The organism is Candidatus Bathyarchaeota archaeon, from assembly GCA_026014685.1.
Taxonomy (GTDB): domain Archaea; phylum Thermoproteota; class Bathyarchaeia; order Bathyarchaeales; family Bathycorpusculaceae; genus Bathycorpusculum.
The window spans coordinates 92,459-116,378 of sequence record JAOZHW010000011.1; the positions used below are offsets into that span (position 1 = coordinate 92,459).

Annotated in this window: 20 protein-coding genes and 1 tRNA gene; 10 read left to right on the top strand and 11 right to left on the bottom strand. The window is 45.2% G+C overall.

The window, feature by feature from the left end:
* Positions 1-103: 103 nt before the first annotated feature.
* The 4 genes from NWE96_09215 to NWE96_09230 form a co-directional block, all read right to left on the bottom strand.
* Positions 104-838, bottom strand: a complete 735-nt coding sequence (locus NWE96_09215) for a DUF108 domain-containing protein (GenBank protein MCW3984160.1) — start codon at positions 836-838, stop codon at positions 104-106.
* Positions 839-849: 11 nt separating this feature from the next.
* Positions 850-3,309, bottom strand: a complete 2,460-nt coding sequence (locus NWE96_09220) for a valine--tRNA ligase (protein MCW3984161.1) — start codon at positions 3,307-3,309, stop codon at positions 850-852.
* Positions 3,310-3,424: 115 nt separating this feature from the next.
* A complete protein-coding gene (locus NWE96_09225) occupies positions 3,425-4,552 on the bottom strand; it encodes a GNAT family N-acetyltransferase (GenBank protein ID MCW3984162.1) in 1,128 nt (375 codons plus the stop codon).
* A gap of 276 nt (positions 4,553-4,828) precedes the next feature.
* A complete protein-coding gene (locus NWE96_09230; GenBank protein ID MCW3984163.1) occupies positions 4,829-4,951 on the bottom strand; it encodes a DNA-directed RNA polymerase in 123 nt (40 codons plus the stop codon).
* A gap of 322 nt (positions 4,952-5,273) precedes the next feature.
* On the opposite strand from NWE96_09230, the gene NWE96_09235 reads away from it, so the two are divergent.
* A complete protein-coding gene (locus NWE96_09235; GenBank protein MCW3984164.1) occupies positions 5,274-5,921 on the top strand; it encodes a hypothetical protein in 648 nt (215 codons plus the stop codon).
* Between the two features lie 78 nt (positions 5,922-5,999).
* A complete protein-coding gene (locus NWE96_09240; protein MCW3984165.1) occupies positions 6,000-6,950 on the top strand; it encodes a sodium:calcium antiporter in 951 nt (316 codons plus the stop codon).
* A gap of 213 nt (positions 6,951-7,163) precedes the next feature.
* Here NWE96_09240 and NWE96_09245 read toward each other — a convergent pair whose 3' ends face one another.
* A complete protein-coding gene (locus tag NWE96_09245; protein ID MCW3984166.1) occupies positions 7,164-8,768 on the bottom strand; it encodes a CdvA-like protein in 1,605 nt (534 codons plus the stop codon).
* A 417-nt stretch (positions 8,769-9,185) separates the two neighbouring features.
* Here NWE96_09245 and NWE96_09250 point away from each other — a divergent pair, with 417 nt between their 5' ends.
* On the top strand, positions 9,186-9,545 hold the full coding sequence (locus NWE96_09250; GenBank protein MCW3984167.1) for a PadR family transcriptional regulator: 360 nt from the start codon (positions 9,186-9,188) through the stop codon (positions 9,543-9,545).
* Positions 9,546-9,636: 91 nt separating this feature from the next.
* A tRNA-Lys gene (locus NWE96_09255) sits at positions 9,637-9,711 on the top strand.
* A gap of 44 nt (positions 9,712-9,755) precedes the next feature.
* Here the strand turns inward: NWE96_09255 and NWE96_09260 are convergent.
* Complete coding sequence (locus NWE96_09260) at positions 9,756-12,575, bottom strand: AMP-binding protein (GenBank protein MCW3984168.1); 2,820 nt, start codon at positions 12,573-12,575, stop codon at positions 9,756-9,758.
* 626 nt (positions 12,576-13,201) lie between these two features.
* Between NWE96_09260 and NWE96_09265 the strand changes: the two genes are divergently transcribed.
* From NWE96_09265 to NWE96_09280, 4 genes are all read left to right on the top strand, one after another.
* Positions 13,202-14,875 (top strand): SNF2-related protein, encoded by a 1,674-nt coding sequence (locus tag NWE96_09265; protein MCW3984169.1) that lies wholly within the window; start codon positions 13,202-13,204, stop codon positions 14,873-14,875.
* On the top strand, positions 14,872-16,239 hold the full coding sequence (locus NWE96_09270; protein MCW3984170.1) for a hypothetical protein: 1,368 nt from the start codon (positions 14,872-14,874) through the stop codon (positions 16,237-16,239). The genes NWE96_09265 and NWE96_09270 overlap by 4 nt, the downstream gene beginning before the upstream one ends.
* Before the next feature lies 1 nt (position 16,240).
* Complete coding sequence (locus tag NWE96_09275) at positions 16,241-17,155, top strand: restriction endonuclease (protein MCW3984171.1); 915 nt, start codon at positions 16,241-16,243, stop codon at positions 17,153-17,155.
* 115 nt (positions 17,156-17,270) lie between these two features.
* Positions 17,271-18,023, top strand: coding sequence for a creatininase family protein (locus NWE96_09280; GenBank protein MCW3984172.1), 753 nt, complete (start codon positions 17,271-17,273; stop codon positions 18,021-18,023).
* Positions 18,024-18,036: 13 nt separating this feature from the next.
* Here the strand turns inward: NWE96_09280 and NWE96_09285 are convergent, their stop codons facing one another.
* Together NWE96_09285 and NWE96_09290 are read right to left on the bottom strand one after the other, a co-directional pair.
* Positions 18,037-18,219 carry a hypothetical protein gene (locus NWE96_09285; GenBank protein MCW3984173.1) on the bottom strand — a complete coding sequence of 61 codons (183 nt, stop codon included), beginning with the start codon at positions 18,217-18,219 and terminating at the stop codon, positions 18,037-18,039.
* A gap of 69 nt (positions 18,220-18,288) precedes the next feature.
* Positions 18,289-18,819: a hypothetical protein gene (locus NWE96_09290; protein MCW3984174.1), complete on the bottom strand. Its 531-nt coding sequence runs from the start codon at positions 18,817-18,819 to the stop codon at positions 18,289-18,291.
* 277 nt (positions 18,820-19,096) lie between these two features.
* Here NWE96_09290 and NWE96_09295 point away from each other — a divergent pair, with 277 nt between their 5' ends.
* On the top strand, positions 19,097-19,549 hold the full coding sequence (locus tag NWE96_09295) for a hypothetical protein (protein ID MCW3984175.1): 453 nt from the start codon (positions 19,097-19,099) through the stop codon (positions 19,547-19,549).
* 15 nt (positions 19,550-19,564) lie between these two features.
* A complete protein-coding gene (locus NWE96_09300) occupies positions 19,565-19,726 on the top strand; it encodes a hypothetical protein (protein MCW3984176.1) in 162 nt (53 codons plus the stop codon).
* Positions 19,727-19,927: 201 nt separating this feature from the next.
* Here NWE96_09300 and NWE96_09305 read toward each other — a convergent pair whose 3' ends face one another.
* The 3 genes from NWE96_09305 to NWE96_09315 form a co-directional block, all read right to left on the bottom strand.
* A complete protein-coding gene (locus tag NWE96_09305; GenBank protein ID MCW3984177.1) occupies positions 19,928-20,299 on the bottom strand; it encodes a hypothetical protein in 372 nt (123 codons plus the stop codon).
* Between the two features lie 100 nt (positions 20,300-20,399).
* The gene (locus NWE96_09310; protein ID MCW3984178.1) at positions 20,400-23,225 is read right to left on the bottom strand and encodes a GNAT family N-acetyltransferase; all 2,826 of its coding nucleotides are present in this window, start codon (positions 23,223-23,225) and stop codon (positions 20,400-20,402) included.
* A gap of 151 nt (positions 23,226-23,376) precedes the next feature.
* Positions 23,377-23,823 (bottom strand): acetolactate synthase, encoded by a 447-nt coding sequence (locus NWE96_09315; GenBank protein MCW3984179.1) that lies wholly within the window; start codon positions 23,821-23,823, stop codon positions 23,377-23,379.
* Positions 23,824-23,920 lie beyond the last annotated feature (97 nt).

The window sequence follows — 23,920 nt, forward strand, 5'->3', positions numbered from 1 at the left end:
AAGCATAGACTCGAATTGAAACGTGCTAAAAAAGCCCTAAACAGCTTCTTTGTTCATGCTGTGGAGCAACCTTCGATCTTAAAGCATGCAAAGTTATAGGAGTTTATTGTAGCAAATTTTGAAGCAACTTGATTGCTGCCCACGCGGCTAAGGCGCTTGTGTGAGGGTTGTCGGGGTGGGGTTGGTTTGCGAATTTTAAGTGCATTTCGCCGTAGCGCCACTTGACAGCGATTTCGTGTGTGTTGCGTGTTGTGGCGGGGTCAACCACGACTCTAACCTTGACCTTAACCGGTTTCACTGTTAATGCTAGTGTGGCGGCAACATTCATTTCCCGTGGAAACTGCTTTGCGGCTTCCTCAGCCTCACCTTCAAAAGTTACTGTCTCCTGTGTAACTTCTTTCCCCAGTGCCTTAGGGCTTTTGCGGGTGATTAGGGCAATTTCATCTATGCCTGCGTTGGCTGCCGCTGCAATAGCGTCTAAGCCACCTATGGCACCCGCAGGAAAATGCACGCAAGGATTGCTGGTATCGTGGTCAAGTAGTGCGCCTGTGCTCATGAAAATAAGCTCCGCGCCTGAATTGACTAACCTGTCGAAGTATTGGTGGACTGCGCCTTGTCCTGCGGCTTCAACGATGACTTTGGGTTTAGCTTCTAACAATTCATCGAAGGTTGGAACGATTTTAACTGGAAAAGTAAGTAGATTCTTGAGTTTGATTGCTTGGTCAACGTCTATGTCAAAGACTACCAACTCGTCGCAAGCTACGATTTTTCGTTGTATTGCCTCTGCCAAAACGGTGCCGATTGCACCGCAACCGATTAAACCTACCTTCTTTACCATAAGATTTTCATCTAGTATTCGGGTTTAATGTAGACTTCGTACTGGGCTACTTGTCTACCGTTTGCTGTGCCTGTTTGGACGATGAGAGCTTCGATTTTAAGTGTTGCTTTGATATCGGCGGCTGCTCTACGGATTGCTTCGGCTACGGACTCATCTTTGGCGGTTACCGTGAGGTTCTTGATGGGCGCGTTTAGGGGTTTTTTGTTTTCAGCTTTATCGCGGCGAATTTCACTCATAACCGCTGTGACCAAGTCGCCGTCCTTCTCAGCCAATTCATCCACCAAAGCAGGGTTGAATTTGGGCCACGCTGAAACCTGTATACTTGGGTAACCTTTACCTTCTTTGAACATGTACTGATAGATTTCCTCGGTCAGGTGCGGAATAACTGGAGCGAGAAGTTGTAGAATTCGATAGAGGACTTCGTAGAGGGTGTGCTGTGCGGCTGCGCAGTTAGCTTTGCCGTAGCTGTCGGGACGGTAGAGACGGTCTTTAACAGCTTCCACGTAGAAGTCGCAGAAGACATGCCAGGTGAAGTTGCGAATGGCGTCAAGTGCGATGTTAAATTGGCACCGCTCAAAGGCGTCTGTAACTTCTTTGGTTAACTTTTCAGTTTTACAAAGTATCCACTTGTCAAGAAGCTGCAGCTCCATTTCACCTTCTGCTTTGGGGTCATAATTTGCTAGCAGATTGCTTGCAAAACTCGAAACGTTCCAAAGCTTAACAAGGAAACGTCGACCGTACTCTACATCTTGAACGCGGTAAGGTATGTCTGAGCCTGTGGCTCCACCACCAGCGGCCCACTGACGAACTGCGTCGGCGCCGTTTTTGTTGAGTACTTCGGGCGCGGCAGCGTAGTTTTTCAGCGATTTACTCATTTTTCTGCCATCTGCGCCTAAGACCATGCCGTTGATGAGTACGCTGTTGAAGGGTCGCATGTCGAAGAGGGCAAGGTGACGCACCATGAGGTAATAGGCCCATGTTCGGATGATGTCGGTGCCTGACGGGTGAATACTTGCAGGGAAAAGACGCTGCCAGTCTGGGCGGTCAGGCCAACCTGCGTGCACCGCGCAGGTTATTGAGCTATCCATCCAAGTGTCCATTACATCTTGTTCGCCTTGGAAGTCTTTACCGCCACATTTGGGGCACTTCTCTATGCGTGGGCCCTCAAGTTTGGGGTCGATCGGTAGCCAATTTTCTTCAGCTACAATCAACTCGCCACAGCCTTTGCAGGTCCAAACAGGAATCGGAGTAGCAAAAAGACGTTGACGGCTAATGACCCAGTCCCAATCCAAAGCTTTCGCCCAGTCAATTAGGCGGTTACGCATGTAATCAGGATACCAAGGTATGGCGTTAGCGTTCTCCTCCACTTTCGCGGTTAGCGCCATGGTTTTCATGAACCACTGTTTAACTTCAAGGATTTCAACAAGGGTTTTGCAGCGCTCGCAAACGCCGACTTCTTGCTGGATTTTTTCGCTCTTCTCAAGTAACCCTGCGGCTTTTAAGTCTTCAACTATGGCAGCCCTCGCCTGATTCACGTAGAGTCCCGCATATTTGCAGCCTGCTTCGCTGATTTGGCCGTTCTGCTGTATCAGGCGGATAACTGGGAGTTTGTGTTTTATGACTGTTTTTACGTCTTCTTTGTCACCGTAGGTGCAGATCTGCATTGCTCCAGTGCCGAATTTGGGGTCAACGGCTTCGTCGGCTATTATCGTAACTTCTCGATTCATTAGGGGTACAGAGATTTTTCTACCGACATATTTGGCGTAGCGTTCGTCTTTAGGGTTAACCTCAACCGCGACGCATGCGGGGATAAACTCGGGACGAGATGTGGCGATTAAAAGGTACTCTTCGCTGCCTGCCAAGTGGAATTTGATGTAGTGTAAGGTGCCTTCTTTTTTTATGTGATCGACTTCCGCGTCGGCTATGGCGGTCTCGTCACGTGGGCACCAATTGACGGGGTGCGTGCCCTGATACATATATCCCTTCTTGTAGAGCTGCACAAAACTGAGTTGGGTGCGGCGCCAATAGTCAGGGTTCATTGTTTTGTATTCAGTCGTCCAGTCGATGGATGCACCGAGTTTTAGGATACCCTCTTTCATCATACCGATGTACTTGTCAACAAGCTCGATACACCATTGCCTAAACTGTTCTGGGGGTACATCGCGTTTACGGATGTTTCGGGCTTTCTCAACCTGAATCTCTATACCTAATCCGTGACAATCCCAGCCCTGCGGGAACAGTACATTGAAGCCCTGCATTCGCTTGTAGCGGGCAACCATGTCAAAGTAGGTCCAGTTCAAGACGTTGCCCATGTGCAGTTCACCTGAGGGGTACGGCGGGGGCGTATCGATGCTGAATGGGACTCGGTTTTTGTCGTTCCAGTCGTAGCGGTTGATACCCATCTCTTCCCAGCGGGCTTGCCATTTAGCTTCAATTTCGGTGAAGTTGTAGTCTTTAGGCATAGGTTGCATGGTTAGTTGACTCCGTAAACTTGTTTGGTTAAATGCTGTTGAATGTTTAAGTCTTACGCATCAGAGCCTGACTTGTATAGAAGAAAAATACCGCCTGAACTGATAATTCTCCAGTTTACATTAAAAGAGGCAAATATGGTAGATTTACCTTAATGACTTTGCTAATTCTTCTGCGTATTTGCATAACGTATTGATTTTGGGTGATTTTTGCAATCGCTATGGGGATAGGGCTTTTAGAAATTAAAATTCTGGTGCGAGGGACCTTTTTTGGTGCCCATCTATCATGAAAAGGCAGATCAGTCATTAAATCGATCTGTTTGATTGCAGGGTTCTTAAAAACTTCGCGAATTACCGCGTTGTTGATGTACATTCCAGGATAATATTTTTTGTAGCGGTCATCAAATGAAGTTTTGCAGATGAACGCCGTATCTTTGTATTCAAACCAGAAGCTATAAGCAATTTTTTTCCCGTTAACTTCTAGAAAGGCCACTTCCCACTGAAAACCTGTCGTAGTGAGTTGAGTACCTGTGGCCGCAGTGAACAAATCAATTAACCCATCATCTTTTTCGATGCCTCGTTGCAGTCGATAGGTCTGTTTCCAGCTTTCTTTTTCAATTTCCAATAAATACTGCTCAACCTCAGTTATGGAGTGTTGATTTGATACAAATTCAATTCTCCAGCCACCGTTAAGGCTCATTCTTTTTTCGATGCTGCGAAAAATTTTTCTGTAATTTCTACCTCTGCGCCTTTCAAATTCAGCCCAAGTGCCCTCAACACAAACAACCGAATGAAACGATGAAGGCCGAATTAGATGATAAGGACCTCGACCGAATTTGCTCATTCCTTCTAAGACAGCGAGGTTTTTAGTTTCTGAAGGCATCACGAAATCGATCAAAGTGCACCCGATTTTTTTAAAAAGAAAATCTATGGTTTCGTGAATAAATTGTTCTCGATATTTTTCTTCAACGACAAAATCTGGATCAAAATCAGGTCCAGTTAAGAAGCTTGCAGTACGCAGAAGGCCTTTTTCTGAGCTAATGGCAACAGGTGCGATTCCTACTGTTTTATGCTCAGAATAATAGACTATCAACAGTGGTTTCTGCTTTGATTTTATGGCTGAATTGATGAATTGCTCGATGAAGCTTTTGAAGTAGTAGGGGGTTTGGCTTTTGCTTGCTAAGGTGTTCCACTCGGTTATGTTCAATATCTGATCTATGTTGTTGAATGCGCGGATTTGAGCCAAATAAAATCTTCCTGCGTTTTGCCAAATTTCTGCTGGTAATGTATTTTTCTTTCAATTAACGCCGATGTTTGCTAAAATTTGCTGTTCTATATATTATACTTTATTCTAAAATTAGCTTTATCCGGAACTTCAGTTTAACAGCAGATTTTGCTCGGAAACCAGAACACTCCAAAAGAAGAACCAAATTTGGAACAAGAACAATGAAGAATGGAATGCAGAAAATTATTAAAAAATAAAAAAGAAATTAACTAATTTGAAAGATGCCAAGGTCTACACTTAGTATCTTCTTGGTGGGCGTCTTTTGCTGTAGCACTCGCGGCAATATACTGGTCTTGTGCCGTCTGGTTTGAAAGGAACATCACATTCTTTACCACAGTCAGCGCAAGTTGCCTTGTGCATCTCTCTGTTACCGTATGACATTTTTGCTGTTTCAACTCCTACTATATTGGTGTGCAAAATCCGTTCTGCACAGTACCCACATAGACAAACTCCCTGCTTATAAAGTCGATGTTTTTAGCGTCCATCGCGGTATCATGTATAACATATCTAAAACGAAAAAATGTCCAAATATAAGCTACCAATTGGATGAATAGTCAACCTAATATAGGTAAAACACCCATATACACAGAAGGTTCGGGCAATCCTACAGTCTTTAGAGAAAAAGTATCGGTTCGCAACGGTGGCTTGCTTTTTCTCAGGCACAAAATAGATGTGTGGAAATTTGAGGCAGAAAAAATCTACTTTAGGCGAACATCTCGCATTACTATCCGTAAAATACAGCGTTTACCCAAACGAAGTCTTCCAAGCCCTCGTTGTTGCAAAACAAACCGAAAAAACCGCCTCCTGCGGAAACCTAACCGTAGAATACCGCGGCAAAATGAAAGGCGAAACAATCTTTCTCATAACCAAAGACAACGATGTCGTAGCCCAATTCCGAGTTGAAGAAGCCTTCCTCCACCGCAAAGACAACCCCTTTGAAAGCTGGATGAGCACTGATAAAATCAAAAAGAAAATCGCCAAACAAAACACCGACTCCGTCTACACCCACATAAAAGACCTCCGTGCAGGAATGAAACGCGTCAACCTAAAAGCTCACGTACAAGAAATCCCCAAACCAGCCCAAGTCCACACCCAATTCGGCAACACCGTCATGGTCGTAAACGCTATTGTAGGTGACGAAACAGGCAAAATTAAACTATGCCTCTGGGAAGGTCAAATAGGACAAATTAACGTCGGCGACAACATAGAACTTAAAAATGGTCAGGTCTGCGTTTTTAGAGGCGAAAAACAGTTGCGCCTAGGCAAAAATGGCTTGTTAACGGTGCTCGAAAGCGCACAAGAAATAAAACCCATAGCAACAGTCAGATAAAGTTGAATTCTATCTTCTTTTGCCAAATAAAGCCCCGATTAATTTAAATAAATACACTACACACATGCATAGATAATAATGCCTTGGTATACCGTCCTTGTTCTTTTTGCAGGAATCGCCATAGTAGTCTATGGCGCAGACGAAGCGATAAAGCGACTCTTAGCTTTATCCAAATTTTTCCGTCTATCTGCTTTTGTTGTAGGGGCGGTGATAGCGGGGACGCTTGCGGTTTTGCCTGAGTTATCTATTGGTGTCTTGTCCGCTATTGAGGGTTCATCGACTTTCGGTTTAGGCTTAATCTTTGGAGCCAACGTAGCCGACTTAACGTTAGTTATAGGAGTTGTGGTGTTGGTTGCAGGAAACCAGAAGATGACGCCAAGCATGCTGAAAAACTTAAAGATCTCTTTCATAGCAGTTTTGCTTCCAGTGTTTCTGCTTTTAGACGGAGAGATATCAGCCATTGACGGCGGGATATTGATTGCCGCTTTTGCAGTATATGTTCTTTGGCTTCTTAGAAGCGGACGAGGCGAAAGAGAAATTGCTGAACGCATGCGACTATCAAAACGAGTAGTTCGCTTAGGCATAACAGTTTTCCTCTTAGCTATCGGAATAACAGTTTTGTTCATAGGCAGCGAACTTGTAACCACATCTGCACGAGAATTAAGCTCAACACTAGGGTTGCCGCTGTTCTTGATTGGTCTCGTAGTCGCAGTTGGCACTTGTTTACCAGAGATGGCTTTTGCAATTCGAGCATCAGAAAAAGAGGGCTCTATTGGAATCGGAAACATTTTAGGAAACGTCCTTGCCGATTCAATGTTAACCATAGGAATAATCGCAATTATTCACCCCATTAGGGTACCTAACATGGCTTCGCCGATAACGGCAGGAGTGTTCGTGGCGTTATCAGCAATATTTGTTTATTTACGTTCAAGAGATGGTGAGATAAATAAGCAAGACGGAATTTTGCTCATTAGCGTTTATGCACTTTTTGTTTTGATACAGTACCTCTTTGAAGTAATCAAAATATAGGAACAAACTCTGAAACCCCCAACAGCTATGCCAAATTAGCCTAAGTATAATCCAATGTACAAAATGCGTTTACAACTTCCACACATGACCACACGAGTCTCTAAGGTATTCTTGGGAAAAAATCCCCGCAATTGACACCCACACAAAAAACAAAACTTAAACAGGAAAAGAGTAAAATAAAACAAAAAAGAAAAGAAGCGAAGTTTTAGCTGCTTATTCAGTTGTGGTGTTTTCTGCGTTTTCGTCGGTTGGGGGGGTTTGGTCTGTGGCGGTTTCCACCATTTCCGAATGCGCCTGCTGAGGCGCTTCTAAAGGGTGGGCCGTTATGTGGGCCTCCTCCACGATGACTGGTTCAATGACCTGGGTTTCTATTTGTTCCAATGCTTTTTCGAGGGTAATTTCAGCTGGAGCATGCTCAGTTACTTCGAAAACCTGAAGCGGGGTCTCCACGACGGGTTCAGCGGCTGCTTCAACCACTGGCTCAGCAATCACCACTGCCTCTTCGACGGCTGCTTCTGCAACTGGTTCGGGTTCGGCAATTACTTCTTCTGCAACTGCTTCGGTTGGAGCCTCCTCAACTGGGGCTGTTTCGATTGGGATTTCTGCTGCGGGCGCTTCCTCCAGAGATGCGGGGGGTTGCTCGATCGGAGCGGCTTCAACTGGAGCAGTTTCGATTGTAGGTTCAGTTACGGCGGCTTCAACGATTGGTTCCTCAACTTTTTCCTCGATAACTGTTGGTGTTTCAGTGGTTAGTTCTGCCTGTGGCTCTGCGATTGCTTCAGCAACTGGAGTTTCTTCAACTGGCGCGGCTTCAGCTACTGGAGCTTCGATTGTTGGGGCTGCCTCTTCGATTACGGCTTCAACATGGGTCTCTTCTGTGGGAGCGGTTTCAACTGGAATTTCGACGGGGGCTTCAACGACTGGAGAAGCTTCAATTGTTGCTTCTGCGGGGGCAGCTTCGACTACTGGTTCGGCTACAGCAGCTTCTTCAACGATTGGGGCGGTCTCTGTTATTGGGTCAGTTTCAACTGGTGCTGCCTCAACTGGAGCGGTCTCAACTGGGGCTTCAGCAACAGCAACTTCTGCTGGTGCTGCTTCAACCGCTATGGTTTCTTCTGCGGGGGTTGGTTCGATTGCTGGAGCCTCCGCGGGGGCGGCTTCAACTGGCGTTTCAATAATAGCAGCTTCTACTACAGGCGTTTCAGCTGGGGTAGACTCGATTGGAGCGGTTTCGGCTGGAGCAGTTTCAACTGGAGCTTCAATTGGCGCGGGAGCTGTTTCAACGGATGTAGGTTCGGCGGCTGTCACTGTTTCCACTACGGCGGTTTCGATTGTGGCAGATTCAACCGGAACGTCTACGGGAGTTGATTCAACAGGCGCTTCAACAACTGGAGCAGCAGATTCGATTACTGGAGCCTCAACTGGTTTTACTCCAAAAAGCTGGTCTGTTGCCTGTTTAATTACGCCCAATTCGTTTCGAGTTGCTTCAAGAGTGTTTGAAAGGAGGTTAATTTCGCGACTGTAAATTTCGTCGTCGATTTCGCCTACGACATGTTGAATTTCGTAGTTGGCAAGGAGCATTTCGAGGGTTTTTAGTTGGTTTTCGAGTTCGGAGGTTTTGATTTGCATTTTTTCTCCGAGTTCATGGCGTTGTCTCTCGATTTCTTCTATGGCTTTTACGATGTCGGCGGTAAAGGCATCGCGGGTTGCTGGTGAGATTTTGCCTGTTGCGCAGAGGTTATCTAGGGCTTGCTTCTTTTTTGTGGCAATTTCGTATTCTTCATTTAATCGTTTAAACGTGTATTTCCATGAGATCATTACATTTGGCACCGCTGTGTTGTATCACAAAAAGGGAGATAACGTTTGTTAACATGTACATATATCGGTAACTATTAAAACGGTTTTTTGAGACTAAAAATCAGCGGTTTTGTAGTTAAAACTGTTGGGTTGTTTACGTGTTTATGTATATGAAGCAAGCAATTTTTCTATACATACACCATTTGCACCTACATTTTTATGTAAACATCTGCAGATGGGGCGTGACGATATTTTGGTGTAAATGCTTATGTTTTGGAGGCATAACTACTCAGATTTGAGTCGATAGAATTTCTGAGTCCAAGCCCAACTCCAATTTTGTTTATACTTTTTGAGTTTTGTTATAACAATTTATTCTAAATCCGAATAAATCTTAAATATCTAAACAAGAATAAACAGAAAAGGGAGTGCGTAAACCAAATGGTTTCATTAACAATCACGGTAAGTGGAGAAAAATCTGAAGCCCGAATCGTAAAAAAAATGCATGAACGCGTCATCAAAAGCTTCCTAGACACCATAATCATGGCTGAACTCCAAAACGGCGCCATAAGCGGCTACGATATAATAAGCTACATCCACACCAAACACGGCTTCTTAGTCAGCTCAGGCACAGTCTACTCGCTACTCTACTCTCTTGAACGCAACGGATTAGTCCAAGGTACATGGCTCGAACGCAAAAGAGTCTACAAACTCACCGACAGAGGCACCCAAACCATCGAAACCATAATTAACTCACACGACAAAATCAAAGGCTTCCTATCAACGATTCTTAACGCATAAAACTACCCTAACTATTTTGTATTTAGCCCAATTGAATCGAAATACTAAAAAACCCCCTCGCATTTTCCTATCAGCGCAACGAATAAAGAGCGGGTCCGTAGCTCAGTCAGGCTAGAGCACCGGACTTTTAATCCGGGGGTCGCGGGTTCAATTCCCGTCGGACCCGCCTTATTTCAAGCATAGATTGACTAATATTTTCTGACTTGTGGATTAACCCGTCAATGTTGCTGAGTCGTCTACTTGACTGGATCCAAAATAGGCTAATCCTTGTCCATCACTTTCAGAAACATCTGGATTGTAGAGTGCGTCTATGATTTTTTGGTTTTTTACAGCAGTTACGTTACGTTTTAGTTTGAGGTTGGGTGTTAACTCCCCGTTTTCGATGCTTAAATTGTTGGGCAGAACGGCCCATCTTTTGATTTTTTCAGGGTTAGAAAGTTGCTTGTTGACTTCATTCATCGCTTCATCGATTTTTGACAGCACACTTGGTTTGTAGTTCTTACTTTCAACCCATAAAAGCGCAGTGCAGTAAGGTTTTGATTCTCCCAGCAGCAACGATTCGGTGACTTTTGGCAGTTCCCGTAGCATACCTTCAATTTTTGCGGTGTAGACGCATTTGCCGTAAGAGGTTTTGATAATTTCTTTTTTGCGCCCGTAAATAATGAGGCTGCCTTCATCGGTTAATACGCCTATGTCCCCTGTCATCAAGTATCCGTCTTTAAACGGTTGCTCTAAAAATTTATCGAAATACCCTGGAGTTACCTGTGGACCTCTAACCATTATTTCTCCATCTTCTGAGACTTTGACTTCTGTAAAGGGCATAGGTTCACCTACAGTTTCTATTCGGTTTTTTCTAAACCGATTCAAAGTTACAAGAGGCGCTTCTGTGAGTCCATATGCGTTGTGAACTTCTATGCCTATATTGCGGTATTTTTTGAGCAACTCCACGCTGAAGTTGGCAGAGCCAGCGATAAGTTGGTCACATTTGTCTAAGCCAGCTTTTTTGAGAGTTACCCTTCTTAGTGTACTTCGCAGAACCGACTTGAATAGTGGATTTTTTGTTTTTACATAAAAGCGGCCAAGAGAGTTCTTTTCTAGAGCAGCCCAGATTTTTTCATACAGCCGCGGCACCGCAAAGAAGATGATGGGTCTAACTTTGGGAAGCATTTCTTGGAGTTTTCGAAAATCTTCTAAGAAATAGACGTCAACGGCTGTGGGAAGATAGTATGGACAGTACAATGCTAAGATACCTTCCACTACATGGCCCATCGGCAAGAAAGATAGGTAACTGCAGGGCTGGTTTCTTGTCATCCATGGAGTTATGGATGCGGTAGATTCACCCATGTATCTGAGGTTGGCATGTGTGAAGATGGCGCCTTTGGGTTTGCCTGTGGTTCCTGAAGAATACCTCAAAGTTGCGATGTCTCCGAAACTTACGGGGGCACGAGTGGGAGCTGGGTAATCTTTTGAGAGAAATTGGTCCCAAGGAATGATTTTTCGCTGTGAATTTGCATGTGGGTTTACTCGACAAATTGAAACAAGCGGCACTTCGGGTTTGAGTTCATCGGCATGGTTCAGCAGGCTTGGCATACCTACAAAGAAGAGTTTTGCGCCGCTTGCTGATAGGACATCGTTTATGTCTTGAGGAGGCGCGGTGTAGTATAGCGGAACGCTGACGGCCCCGACGAGTCCGATTGCTACATCGACAGCTAAGTATCGTGTGCTGTTTAAGCCTGTTAGAGCCACTCTGTCTCCTGCTCTAATTCCATATTTTGTCATTGCAGCAGTCAATGCACAAATGTCTCGGCGCATTTCTTGCGCAGTTTTCTTTATGATTTTGCCTTCGACCAAGTCGTAGTATCTTACGGGGTGGCTTTGGCTTTCTAATCGAAAAAGAATCTGCTCATATACAGTGCGGTCGGAACGGTGGAAGAAGCTGTTGTATACTGCATAGCTGAGAAGGTTAGGCATTATGTCTTTCCATTTAAAGTCGTATGGACCAAGAAATTTGTCGATGTTGCTTCGGTCTAATTTGCGGTTTTCGCTAAAGTAAGGCGAGAGGGAAATTAGTGTATCTAAAACTTTTCGTTGTCCACTGAATGCGCGTTGAAGTTTAAGCGCCGTCTTCATCTGTGAAGCAGACAGAGGTATACAAATCGGTGTCGGAAGTTTACATGGAATTTCAGTGTTAGCCCATTTTCTAACGAAATCTAACAGTTCACCAAGCTGTGGGAGCGTTTCATGGGGTGCTACTGTATGGAATGTTTTGCCTTCAGCTTTAGGATTAAAAGTCAACTGAGTTACAGCGTTGGCGACGTAGTCAACTGGAACAATGTTGACTCTTAGTGAACGACTCACGGGCATGAAACGCATTTTACCAGTTAAGTAAAGGCGTAATGGGAAGTAGAAGGTGTTGAAGGTTTTAATTGCACCTGTCTTTGAGTCGCCTACAACCATGGAGGGACGAAAAACTGAAACACATAATTGTTCTTTCGCTGCATGAACCAACTGTTCAGCTTCATATTTGCTTTGTTCATAGTTAGTTAAGAAGCCATGTTTGTCGGTCAACTGATCCTCCATTATTGTTCCAGTTGCGGCTCCAGCCACGTAGGCGGTTGAGATATAAGAAAAACGTTCCAATTGGTGGTGCTGATTTATTTTTTTGGCTAAAGCAATCAGATTGGCGGTTCCTTGAACGTTGGTTTTTCTTAACTCGATTAGTGGACGAAATCGCCAGTCAGCTGCTGTATGGATGATATGAGTTGTCTTCTCGACGAGACCGAGGTAGTTTTCCTCTGTTAACCCAATATTTGGATTACAGATGTCGCCAGCTACTGCCTGAATTCGGGTGCCTAATGCTTGCACCAATTCGGGGTGGTCCCACCATTCTCTTTCTAACTTGACTTTAGCACTGGCAGTATCCTTAGCTCTCACTAAAGCAAGGACAGCCACATCTTTCTCTGCGAGAAGGTTTCGAGCTATGTACGTTGCGATGAAGCCGCTTGCGCCTGTCAAAAGAATAGTCTTCAAATTAATCACGTTGGACCGTTACTTTCGACCAGTTTTGAGTGATCGCGAGTTTGTTTTGTTGCTTCATGCATTGAACAGCCGTAGTTTTTATGTAGTTATATGGGTTGAAAAGGGTTTCCTCGGTTAAGACTAATGCAAGTTAGCGTCAAGTCCCTAAAAATAGTCAAAAACTACAACCAAGGTAAGTAACCGTTTATGGGTATTCAAATGAAAAAATTCCAGAGAACAAACGCACATTCTGTTGGGAACTCATAAAGGTACTCTTGAATCAGCTCACAATACGGTTGCTTGGTTGCGCTTTATGTTTTTATATCCAATCAATCAGTAAAAGCGATACTCTCCTCAAAAGAAGCGAGAGAAAACGGCAACTGTAATGAGGGATAGTTTCGGAGGAAAAACTCGCTCAAAACTTAGATGCAGCATCTTCACAAGCAGAGAACCCAAAGAAAACAAAAAAGCTGCAGACTAAACCAGAAGAAAAAACGGTCAACTGTGAATACGAAGAAGAAACATTAACGGGGAAAAAAACAAGTCACCGATACGTTTACAACTACTCTGACCCCCACAACATAACTGAGCAAATTCGAAAAAACAAGTTCCAACCCTTCCAAGCCTTCCAACTCAACTTGGAAGCACTCAGAATCAAGCAGGCAACCAAAATCAACCACCTCATAGCCGTCGACGCCATCCGCACCAAACTGGTTCCCTACAATTTCCAGCTAAAAACCGCTCTGCAAGTCATAAACGAAATGAACGCGAACGCCATCCTCGCCGACGAGGTGGGCTTGGGTAAAACCATCGAAGCGGGGCTAATAATGAAGGAGCTCCTGCTAAGAGAAGAAATCAATTCTATCTTGATTGTAGCTCCCAAGAGTTTGCTTTCTCAATGGAAAAGTGAGATGGCTGAGAAATTCGGCGAAACCTTCCTCATCGCTAACAAACCTGGGGAACGAGCGAACCTAAAAACATGCAAGAGACTTCTGTGTTCGCATACGCTTTTGCCTCGCAAGTTTGATGTAATTGGAAGTCGGACTTGGGATTTGGTGGTTGTAGATGAAGCCCACGCGTTTAGGAACACGCATAGTAAAGGCAGGGCATGTTTGGCGGAGTTGAGGAAAAACCATCTCCTGTTGCTTACCGCAACGCCGCTGTGCAATAAGTTAACTGACCTCTACAGCATTGTGGATTTGATTCAGCCGGGGCTTCTTGATAGTGAACGTGCGTTTATTTCGCGGTATGCTGAGGATGCAAGAAGCCGTGTGGTCAAGTCAAGTGAGGCGTATTTTTTGAGGCAGAATCTGCGGGATGTTATGTGTCGTACTCGCCGAGAACAGACAGGCATCCCCTTTACCAAACGTGTGGTGGAATCCAGAACGCTGGAGCCCACACAGGCGGAGCGGGAATTCATCGACGCTGCTACGGATTACCTGCGTGATATGAGCAAAAATCACTTCCGAACCATAGAGGCCCTCATCGCTGAGAACCCTACACGTAAATTCTCTGAATCGCAGAGCAACGCCATACTAGTGTTCCAAGCGATCACTCTTCAGCAGTCGTTTTCTAGTTCGCCTGAGGCGTCCATTCAATCGTTGTTGAAGAGGCAACAGCGGTTCCCAACTGAGGCGCAGGTTACGGGGGCTCTCATAGAAATGGCTAGAAAAGTTAAGAGTGCCAAGATGGAGCTTCTCAGAGATGTGCTCAAAGAAACGCCAAAGGAGCAGGCACTTATTTTTTGTTTGAGAAAAATCACTGCCAACAAAATCAAAGCTATGCTTGATGCTGAATTTGGCAAGGCAGAGGTTTTCTTGGGCGACATGAATCAGGTTGAACGAGATGCAGCTATAGAGAGCTTCAGGAGCGGTGAAACAAGATACCTCGTCGCCACTGACGCAGCCGCAGAAGGCCTCAACCTTCAGAACTGCTGCATCATGTTCAACTACGATTTACATTGGAACCCGATGAAAATCGAGCAGCGCATCGGACGCATTCACCGCTTTAAACAGGACCGTGATGTGACTGTTTTCAATCTAGCAGTTAAAGACACGATAGACGACTACGTTTTGCATGTGCTGTATCAAAAGATTGACTTGTTCAATATGACTGTAGGCAAGATGGAGACTGTGCTGGCTGAACTAAAAGAGGGCAACCAAGACATACAGAAAACCATCGCCGAGATTCTGCTCCGAAGCCAAAGCCGCATAGACCTCAAAAAGGAATTGGAAAAACTCGCCGCCGACCTCAACGTTTCTAAGCAGAATCAGGAGTTGGCTGAGCAGTTTACGAGGGGGGTTTTGGGTTGAGCACCGAAGCTGCGGACAGTGAAATCAGACAATTCATAAAAGAGTACGTAAAAGCTAAGCAAGGTGCAATAGTAGGCGAAACCAGCGGAGTCTTCACAGTTACCTATCCCAATCAAGAGCAAACACAGGAGTACACTTACCAGGCATCTGTGGCGAGAGAAAAAAACGTGCCGTTACTGACTCCAGGCAGCCCAGCATTTCAACAGATGCTAAAAGAGTGCCTCGATAAGGGGGCGCCTTGCCAAATCCAAGTGAAAACCAAAGGCGACATAGAAGCATTGGTGAGAGGGTACTTTAAGGATACAGCGTTTAAGTGCGAGAGATGCCAAAACGCAGCTGTAGATGGGAAAAGTTTTAGCGTCTGCACGAAAACGCAAGTCTGCTACCACAGAATAAACAACGGAAAAATCGTCGCCGTAAAAGTTGCCAAAACAGAGCCCTTGAGGTACTTTCTGTTCATTTATTCAGTAACATTCCAAAACAAGCTGAGACCAAAAAACGAAGAAACCATCACCATCCTTGTAGACGAAAAAGGCAACATAGTCAAGGAGGACTTTGATTTAGAAATTTTGCTCCAAAACGAATCCCTCTTAATTCAAGACCTCAAATCGAAACTGAAACCAGACCTGTTTGAAGCCCTCAAAACCGCTGCAGACCAAAAACTCGGTGAAATCATTAAAGAGAAAGTCGTACTCTACGATTTAACTCTGTTTAATGAGAAAAAAGCTAAGTTGAAGAGCTTCATTAAACGGCTGAGAAGGGAACGTCGAGAGCAAGTTATCTCTAAAACGCATGATTTTGATTACGTGCAGTGGCAGGCTAATTTTGAGGCGTTGCTGAAGAGGGAAGAGGAAGCTTACTTGACCAGTGTAGCCGTAAAATTCGCCAACCTACTCATAGTAAACACGGCTAAAGTAAAGCTCGAAGTACATCTTCAAAATAAGGCGTCACTTTCGGCCGTTTTCACTTTAGGAATTAATCACAGCTGCGAAGCCGTCTGCCCCTTATGCCACAGCACCTTCACCGAGGGCTATGCAACGCAAGATGGTTTCTACGTATGCCCAAACTGTATCAGGCAATCCGCAGATACAAGAAAAGTTTTCTCCAAAAAAGCGGCCCTTTCACTGGACGAAACCCTAAACGAGTACCTTGAACGCGACGCAGGCTTTGTATGTTCGGTTTGCGGCAAAAAACACAGTCGCCTGCTCGAATTCAAGTGCAGCCACGACAACTCCAGCGTCTGTATCTACCACTACGACCTCTGCGACGCATGTGGCAAAGTGTTCTCAAAACTCAACCTCACCTACACCGACGAATTCCAACGTAAACTCTGCCCCAAACACGCCAAACCAAAGGAGACCTAACATGACTACATATTTCAACGGTATCTTAAAAGAAATAATCCAACAGTACCCAAACATCGATTTATCAGGGTACCTTGCAGATAACCTACAGTTGCCCTTAGATAAGGCTGAAGCGTTAGCTGACAGAATACAGAAACAATACATAGAAAAAATTGGGGTAACAGAAGAAAAGTCGCCGCTGTTTGTGAGAAGGGAAGAATCAGACCTAAAGAAAAACAAGACTTACCCTATCGATAGGTTATCGGTGAAGGAGTTTGAGTACTTCACGAGGTGGCTTCTTGAGGGAGCGAAGTTTGAAATCGAACAGCTAAGAGGTATGGATTGGGGTTTGACTTTAGTGGCAAAAGAAAACGGCCAAAAAGTGGCAGTGCAGACCGTTCGTTGTCCAAGAAACAGTTATGTGTCTGAGGCGATCTTGCCGATTGCAGAGGAAACAAAAAGTCGCTTCTGCTGTGAGAAAGTTTTGGTTTTGGCAACCGCTTATTTTACGGAGCAGGCAAAAGCAGAAGCTGAAAAGCGTGGTATTGAACTGTGGGATGCTGACACATTGGCCAAAAGGATTTCAGAGATGATCGCGAAGTCGGAACTAGAGGTATTGGCGTGTTTCCCCAAGTATCAGGGATCGCTGCTAAAGAGCCTTCTTGCGTTAGATGAGACGAAGAATTTTCTTGTGACACCAAAAACGGAAGGAAAATACGATGTGTACTTGCCTGGCGTCAAGTATCCGCTGCTGACTTTCCAAGCACAAAACGGCAGAGTCGTTAGATGCGTGTTTAGGATAAAGTACAATGAGCCCGTGAACGAAAACGACGGAGAAGTCCTGATAGCCTTTGACGATTCCTTGAACAGCACAGGTCCAGATGAAGCCCAAGCTTACGAAGCGGTTATTCAGTATCTTGAACAATTCTTAGAGTAGAAGGTTAATTTTTCGTCGACATCTACATGCAATTTTTTGGATGCTGCTTGATTTTGAACCTTTAACTGAGGAGTTTTCCGTAAGGTAGAAAAACAGCGCCCACAACCATTCACCCATGACAAAACCCAAAAAGCCCCAACTCGTCTGGCTTGACGAGTTAAGCACCAAAGAAGCAGCCCAAGCCGCCAAAAACGGCACCGTCATCATTTTCCCGTTGGGAAGCGTGGAGGAACACGGCGACCACTTGCCGCTTGGTACGGATAGTATTCAACCCGAATACATCGCTGTGGAAGTAGCTAAAAAGACGGGGTGCTTGGTTGCGCCGCCGTTCCGCTATGGCATCTGTAACGCCACCCGCAATTTCCCTGGAACTTTAACTATCCAGTTTGATACTCTCTACAGAGTCGCCCACGATATTCTCTCGGAGTTGATTCGTAACGGTTTCTACCGCATAATCGTGTTGAGTGGTCACGCGGGTAACTCGCATATGGTGGCTTTGCGTTTAGCCGCGCAAGATGTAATGGACAAGAACGAAAAATCATGTTCAGGGCAGGTGCGGATTATGGTTTTGTCAGATTTTGATTTTGCAGAGGATTTAGCATCGGAAGTTGCAGCGCCAGACGATGGACACGCGGGAACGATTGAGACTTCGCGAGTTTTGGCGATTAAACCTGAGCTTGTTAAGGGTAAAGGGAAAGCTGAGAAGTGGCAGTTGCCGCGTTTTGAGGTTCTTGTGCATCCTGAGCGTTGTTTCCCCGGCGGCGTCAACGGCGACCCGACTTCGGCAACGGTTGAGAAGGGTGAAAAAATCAACGAATACGTGATTGGTCAAGTGGAGAAGCTAGTGAGACAACTCCAAACTGGATAAGGTTGTCTACGTGCTATTTTTTGCTTTTTGAGGCAGATGCTTTTGGAGCTGCTTTTTTGGGTGCTGTTTTAACTTGTTTCATGGGTACTTCGCAGCAGACTAACTCGCAGGATTCGTCACATTCACAGGGGTCCTCTACAACCACGACCAAACCGCACTCGTCACAGCGGTATGTTTCGCCTTTCTTTTTAGCCAAAAAATCACCACCTAAACCAACTAAAACTACAACATAAAACTCTCTTCAGCCGATATAAGAATTCTGTTTTTAGCCCGATTCATCTAGACTTTTCTTGTAGAGCGCTTTGTCGATGACTCTGGCGTCAAGGTTATGCTTCGCTGCAGTTTTGCGCATGGCAGCTAACAGGCGGAGGTAATTCTGGGGGGTGTAGAGTCCAGGCGGTGGATTGCCGAGGAGTGGTTTCCACACGTTTTGGTCGAATATACCATAGTTGTGGGGGTCAAAAAATGTTAATATGATGCTGGCTAACACGGGGCTTATGCCTTCAAGTGTGGTGAGACAATTTAAGCGGTAAGTGTCATCGGCGTTGGGTAAACTTAGAGACTGGCTGGTTATACGTTGCACTTTTTCTTCGTCATTACGCGTTACTAACTCGAGGGCACGCTGCTTTTTTTCGGGTTCATCTTTGAATTTCCATTCAACAACCGCGGCTAAATCCTTCACTGTGAGCGCGTTATTTTTGCGGAACTTTGCACCTAATTCCCGTTCACGCTGCGCTTGCCAACCAAAAGCCTTATCGTATTTGCGGCTCCAAAGGAGGTAGTCGGGTTTATCCAACAAGTTTCACCGTATAGCCAAGATAATGCGGGGGTTGGATTTCTGCTTTGCGAAGTCAACGACTCTTAGGTGAATAGAGCCCCCCATTATTTAGGGGCGCATACGAAACCGTATCCGCAAATGCGGGAATCACGCGACGTCTCCAAGCGGACCTCCCCTCCCTTATATAAAGAACCGCCCATAGGAACTAGGTCAACAAACCTTGACTACACTTAGTCAAGGAATCTATACAAGTAACCTTTTATTGTAAACAGTGTTTGTCGAGTTGATGACTGCTATGAAGAAGAATGCTTTGTTCATTGCAATCTGCCTCTCAATCCTTTTGTCCTCGTCAACGCTTGGAAACCAAATGATTGACACAGCAAACGCGAATCCCATGGTTTTTCGGCGATTCGATGCGTCACCAACGATAACAATACAGTCGCCCCAAGACAACCAGACATATTCCCCCGATAACACGACGTTGGTTTTCAGTTTGTCAAAGCCAAACGCTGAATGGACTGGCCCCTACGATGACAACTGGTTTGAACCCATAAACGGCGGCGACTTTGGAAACAAAGTTGTCAACGCCACCATATACATAGACGGACAACCTTCTAACCTATCAATCGATGTGAACAGCACTCTGCTAGAACCATTCAATTATTCAGTACCTATAGAGGGCTTAGCCGATGGAAATCATACTTTGCAGAAATGTTTGTTTTGTAACGGTGTAGAAGGCATGACGTGAATGGCAGGTTATGATATGGGATATTTCGACTATTACGCGTATTCACAAAAGATTGCTTTCACCGTAGCCACACCCGACAGCCAAGCATTCATGGACGGAGCGTTGATTGCACTTTTTGTGGTCCTTGTCTCGGTAGCCTGTTTAGTTGCATTGGCTCTTTATCGTAGAAGAAAATAGTAAATTTTTATGAAAATATCGTCTATATTGCTGTTACCCAATGTTATTATTTAAAATCGGCATCATATGGATAGTGAAAATGCAGGGAACGAGTTGTAGTCGTGACGTGTTCCCTAGTGGTGTAGGTTAACTTGGTTCATCTTTCCCCTTTACGGCTACAACTCAACCCTCGCATAAACTTTTAAACCACACAAAATTGAGCTATGCCTCTTTTTCTTTAGACACCTTATCGAAAAGCTTCTTGGCAACGGTAACACTGATTATAACAAACCACATAAGCCCCAAACCGACCAAAACCACCTGAGCTACGCCCATAATGTCCAGTTGAAACAAAAGTTCCTCAAGAGTTGAACTTCCAACTGAGAGGGGCGAGCCAGGAACAATTTTCGGGGTTGGAGTAGGGGTTGGAAGTGGTGTTGCAGTGGGTTCAGGAGTTGGCCAATTAAAGTCAAAGGTTGGTTCGGGTGTTGCGTAGGGGTCGGTTGTGTCTTGAGCGGTTACAGCGATGAACGTAAAAGATGATGTGACAACTAAGAGCGCTACGAAAGCTAAGGCACATGCCAGCCGCTTCATGTAACCACTACAGCAATATTGGCGGCTTGTAAATTTAAAACTATCACAAACTAGTAGCAGACAAATATAAAATTAAAAAAGGGTTGAAGATAGGGGAAGGTTAGGCTGGGGAAGCTTCGCGGCTTTCCTTAGCTATGGGTTTAGCCTCGACGATGGGCAATTCTTCTGATTTCGCTACTTTCTCGTCTTTTGGCGGTTCAGGTAGGTTCCGTGTGACGCAGCGGAAATCTATGTCTTCTCCTTTGAGGTCCAGTGTGGCTTTGACGGTGCCGTCGCTTAGGTACTCGATTTGGAAGCCCATCTTCTTAGTTAAGCTTAAAGCTCGGTAGTTGTCTTGGAGCATGATTGCATAGACGCTTTCGACGCCTCTTTCCTTAGCTATGTCAAGCGTGTAATCAACTAGTTTTGTACCTAAGCCTAAACCTTGCCAGTAGTCGCTGACGATAAACGCCATTTCTCCATGTTTACCATCGGATTCTATGCTTAGGCGTGTTACTCCGAGTATTTTGCGTTTGCCGTTTTCAACGATCTCGGCGACGATAGCTACTTCTCTGTCGTAGTCGATGTTGCAGTATCGAACACGGACTTCGTGGGGTGTGTCTTTTAGCATCTGGAAGAAGCGGTAGCGGATGGATTCTTCGCTGAGGCTTTGGAACCACTCCAGCCACATGGGTTCATCCTCTGGTTTTATTGGTCTTAATAGGACTTCTTGCCCGTTTTTGAGAAGCCAGAGGATCTCGTATTTTTTTGGGTATGGACTAATGACCATGTGTTCGTGTGGTTCGAATTTTTTGCAGATTTTTTCTTTATCGATAACTATGCGGGCATCGAGGATGGAGGCTTCTTTGTCGTTGATGAGCAAGGGGTTTATGTCGATTTCTTTGATTTGTGGGAAATCTACCAGTAGCTGCGAGAATAACAGAACGGTTTCGTCAAGGCGTTTTAGGTCGACTGGTGTGGAGCCACGGTAGCCTTTGAGGAGGCGGTAAACTTTGGTTTCTTCCATCATGCGACGGATTAGAGTAGTGTTTAGGGGTGGAAGCCCGATTGAGACATCTTTGAAGAGTTCAACGCCGACACCGCCCATACCGAAGAGGATAACTGGACCGAAAACTGGGTCGGTTTTTCCTCCTAAGATGATTTCGTGACCTTTCTTTTCAATCATAGGTTGAACAGTTACACCGATGATTTGGGCGTGTGGGTTGTAGGCGGTTGCGCGTTGTATGAGCAGTTCGAATGCTTCTCGGACTTCTCTGGCTGAGTTAACGTTTAGGATGACTCCGCCTGCATCGCTTTTATGGATGATTTGAGGTGAAAGAATCTTGAGTACAACTGGGAAACCCATCTCGGTTGCAAGTGCAACGGCTTCGTCAACGGTGTTGGCGGCTGCCGTGCGTACGACTGGGAAGTTGTAGTATTTGAGTATCTTTTTGGCTTCGTCTTCGGTGAGGATTTCTCGGTCTTCAAAGGCAGCGTTGCGAAGGATAGCCATGATTGGGCGTTTTGGCGGCGAAGCATCGACTGGAAGTTCTTCAGGGGTTTCGTAGAGTAGGTCGATGTTGCGTTGATAGTTGTACATGTACATGTAGGTCTTAAGCGCCTGCTCAGGAGTGCTGTAGGTTGGGATGTTGTTGGCGTTGAGGATGTGGTTGGCTTCTTGCACTGCACCAAAGCCCATAAACGAAGTCAAGATGGTTTTGTTCTGGTAGGGTTTGTTGCGTACAAGTTCCACGATTGCTTTGGCGATTTCTACAGATTCAGAAACCGCTTGCTGAGTGAAAATAATTAAGATGCCGTCAACGTTTTCGTCGTTTAGTGCAGCATCAAGAGCCGCCTTGTAGCGGTCTGCTTTTGCGTCACCTAAAACATCAATCGGGTTGCCGTGACTCCAAAACGGAGGCAACACAGCGTTGAGGGAATCGATGGTTTTCTGGCTGATTTTAGCGATTTTACCGCCGAAACCGATCAATGAGTCAGTTGCCATTACACCTGGACCACCAGCGTTGGTGATGATGGCTAGGCGGTTACCTTTTGGCAATGGCTGAGTGCCTAAAACCTCAGCTGCGTTGAATAAATCAGCGATTTCGTTAACACGAACAACGCCTGCACGTTTGAATGCAGCATCGTACACGCCGTCTTCGCCTGACAAGGAGCCTGTGTGAGATGCAGCTGCTTGGGCGCTTTCAGAGAATTTGCCTGATTTTACAACAATGATTGGTTTTGTGCGTGCAAAGTGCCGCGCGGCAGACATGAATTTGCGGGCTTGAGTTATGCCTTCAACATACATGAGGATACTTTTTGTTTTAGGGTCACTGCCGAAGTAATCAATCAAGTCGCCGAAGTCCACGTCAATCATGGAACCGACGGAGACGAAGTTGCTAAAACCGATGTTTTCATGAATTGCCCAATCCAAGATTGCTGAACCCAACGCGCCACTTTGAGAGAGAAACGCGACGTTGCCGGGTTTGGGCATTTTATCCAAAAAGGTAGCGTTCAAGTTTATTCTGGGACGCAAAACACCGATGCAGTTGGGTCCGATTACTCGGATGCCGTATTTTTTGGCTACTGCACCTACTTGATCTTCTAAGGCTTTTCCCGCGGGGCCTGTTTCTTTGAAGCCTGCGGATACAATGATTACTCCTTTTATGTTTGCTTTCCCGCATTCCTCCATAACTTGGGGAACGGTTTTTGCGGGGGTGGCAATCATTGCTAAGTCGATTTGGTCGGGGATTTGATCCACTGTTTGATAGGCTTTTACCCCTAAGAGCTCTGTTTTTTTGATGTTAACATAGTAAACTTTGCCAGCGAAACCTGACTGTGTAAAGTTTTTAACGATTGCATAACCTACTGAACCTTCCACGTCACTGGCTCCGATGATCGCAACTGTATGAGGATTGAAGATTTTGTCGAGGTTTGTAGTGACCATTGTCTAACCTTCTGCTTTAGGGTCGTGTATTGGCTCAAATTAAAGCTTATTGTTCAATAATCCTAATTTTTCGAACCTAAACATGAATAATGAACGCAAAACAGAGGTTTAAACATTTAACAAAACAGCAAAGCAGGGGCTAAAATGGGGGTTACTTGAAGTTCTTCTGCAAATCAGCCAATGATAGAACGGTGATGCCGCCTGCTTTTAGCAGTTGCTCTGCTTTTGCGACATCGCTGACCCGAATGATCAGGGCGACTTGTCCATCTACATGGATCCCTGAAGAATAAGCATATTCAATGTTAAGTCCACTGTCACCCAGAATCTTGGTGATTTTAGACAAACGATCCTTTTCTGAACTAAAAATCGCTGTGACTTCAGTGTTCTTCTTAGACTTAGCCAAGTTGAAGCCAGCATCTTCCAACAGTTTTTCTGCACGTTCTGGTTCCTCAGCGATTAGACGCACCAAACCATATTCGCCTGCGTCGGCGATGGAGAGGGCAAAAACGCGGATTTGGTTGTTGTCCAACTGTGACATGGCTTCAAAAAGAGAACCGGGACGGTTATCTAGAAACACGCTGACTTGTGTAACTGGCAAACAGATGCACCACTTTACCGTATAGTGCAGTTGGTATTTAACTTTAACCAACAACACTTATGTGCTTTAGAAAAATTGGTTTTTGCCAACATTTATA

Excerpts from the sequence above, each read along its gene's own strand:
- NWE96_09215 (MCW3984160.1), bottom strand. The coding sequence starts at position 838 with ATGGTAAAGAAGGTAGGTTTAATCGGTTGCGGTGCAATCGGCACCGTT.
- NWE96_09220 (MCW3984161.1), bottom strand. The coding sequence starts at position 3,309 with ATGCAACCTATGCCTAAAGACTACAACTTCACCGAAATTGAAGCTAAA.
- NWE96_09230 (MCW3984163.1), bottom strand. The coding sequence starts at position 4,951 with ATGCACAAGGCAACTTGCGCTGACTGTGGTAAAGAATGTGATGTTCCT.
- NWE96_09240 (MCW3984165.1), top strand. The coding sequence starts at position 6,000 with ATGCCTTGGTATACCGTCCTTGTTCTTTTTGCAGGAATCGCCATAGTA.
- NWE96_09245 (MCW3984166.1), bottom strand. The coding sequence starts at position 8,768 with ATGATCTCATGGAAATACACGTTTAAACGATTAAATGAAGAATACGAA.
- NWE96_09250 (MCW3984167.1), top strand. The coding sequence starts at position 9,186 with ATGGTTTCATTAACAATCACGGTAAGTGGAGAAAAATCTGAAGCCCGA.
- NWE96_09275 (MCW3984171.1), top strand. The coding sequence starts at position 16,241 with ATGACTACATATTTCAACGGTATCTTAAAAGAAATAATCCAACAGTAC.
- NWE96_09280 (MCW3984172.1), top strand. The coding sequence starts at position 17,271 with ATGACAAAACCCAAAAAGCCCCAACTCGTCTGGCTTGACGAGTTAAGC.
- NWE96_09295 (MCW3984175.1), top strand. The coding sequence starts at position 19,097 with ATGAAGAAGAATGCTTTGTTCATTGCAATCTGCCTCTCAATCCTTTTG.
- NWE96_09300 (MCW3984176.1), top strand. The coding sequence starts at position 19,565 with ATGGGATATTTCGACTATTACGCGTATTCACAAAAGATTGCTTTCACC.
- NWE96_09305 (MCW3984177.1), bottom strand. The coding sequence starts at position 20,299 with ATGAAGCGGCTGGCATGTGCCTTAGCTTTCGTAGCGCTCTTAGTTGTC.
- NWE96_09310 (MCW3984178.1), bottom strand. The coding sequence starts at position 23,225 with ATGGTCACTACAAACCTCGACAAAATCTTCAATCCTCATACAGTTGCG.